Below are 1,431 nucleotides of genomic sequence, written 5' to 3' on the forward strand. Positions count from 1 at the left end.
GTATATCTGCCCTCGGCCAACGACGCGGCTAAGCCGTAGGGCCTCCCCGTCTCGAAATGGGGCATCAGCCGCCAGGACTTGGCCATGTTGAGGGCCGCCGTGCAGTGGGCGAAGAACGCCTCGGCGCCTTTGGCGTACACGGCGTTCGCTATCCAGCCGCTATAGCCCGTCAACCCCTTGGACACGAGCATCCCCGCAAGCGCCTGGAGATCGCCCTCGCAGGCGACCACATCCCCCCTCGCGTTGGCGAGGGCCAGCGCGAGGCAGGGGGTGACGCCGTATTTCAATATGTAGGGGAAGCAGGAAATCGCTTTGCCGTCGTAGCCGCCGAGGGATTTAAGGGCGCCGTATATCCTGGCGACCTCCGTCACCCCGAAGACCGACAGGAACTCGGGATCCGGCGACAACCTCTCCACAATCTCGGCGAATCTGTCGAGCTCCATGACGTCCACAGAGCCGCCGAACTTGGCCGAGAATCTATCGGCCTGGGCGGTGCGCCTCCCTATCAGCAAAACCCTGGGCGCCGTCAGTAGCGCGACGGCCCTGGCGATTCCCCTGGCTCTGGCGGCCACATCGCCGCAGTTCTCCCCAGGCGCGCAGTGCAACGGCCAGACCCTGACCCCCTCGGCCTCCAGGTAGGATCTGGCCGAGAGGGAGGACGCCGCGCTGTTGTGCTCCGGGAACCCTAGAGTCACGACCGCCTTGACGCCTATACGTTCGGCGTATTCAGCGACGGCGGCGCCGGTGCCGCCCGTCAGCGTGACGGCAAGCAGGGCCCTGGCCCTAACGGCTGGAGTCTCGTCGGCGGACTTAAAAGGCCCCGAGACCTCCGGAATATGCCGGACAACCTCCTGGAACCTCCTCCTGACGTACTCCTCGCCGTGGATAGGCGAGTAGAAAGCGACAGCCGCGTACACGCCCACCTCCGGAGCAAAATTAATAAACATAGGCGTGTATTATGTCGCCGCCGTAGCTAAGCCCGGTATAGCGGCGGGCTGCAGATCGCAGGCGCCCCGGCGCCGCGCCCTCGGCCTGGGGCGCGATCGGAGACCCGTAGCCGGCAACCGGCGGAAGTCCCGGGTTCAGGGAAAACCCGCCTAAAAATCCCGGCGGCGGCTCCACCGGGCTCTTCCGGCCATCGTCGGCGCAGTCCGACCGGACACTGTAGTCGATTCCACATGTCTGCTGTCGTTGTTAAGCGCCAGGACGAAGACGCGGTCCGCCAAGACCGCCGCAACGCAGCCATCCCCTTTGTGGAGAAGCCGAGATAAGACTTATTGAGTCGGGATGCCGGCCGCTCCGGTCCATCCAGGGCCATTTCCCCTAGGCTCACGGCCGGCTCCATGTGGCCGTCATAACGCCCTCGGCGCAACCGATCTCGGCGCGTTTGATGCCCGCGGGCCTCGGCGGGCGGAGCTCTCGATTCTGCCG

The 1,431-nt window shown here is 65.4% G+C and carries 1 protein-coding gene and 1 tRNA gene; one reads left to right on the top strand and one right to left on the bottom strand.

Annotated elements, in window-relative coordinates:
• On the bottom strand, positions 1–917 hold a 917-nt coding region (locus B7L68_RS08390; RefSeq protein ID WP_081247203.1), incomplete at its 3' end, for a hypothetical protein.
• Between the two features lie 46 nt (positions 918–963).
• Here B7L68_RS08390 and B7L68_RS08805 point away from each other — a divergent pair.
• Positions 964–1,121 (top strand) — tRNA-Cys (locus tag B7L68_RS08805).
• Positions 1,122–1,431: the final 310 nt, after the last annotated feature.

The organism is Thermoproteus sp. CP80, assembly GCF_002077075.2.
Lineage (GTDB): Archaea > Thermoproteota > Thermoprotei > Thermoproteales > Thermoproteaceae > Thermoproteus.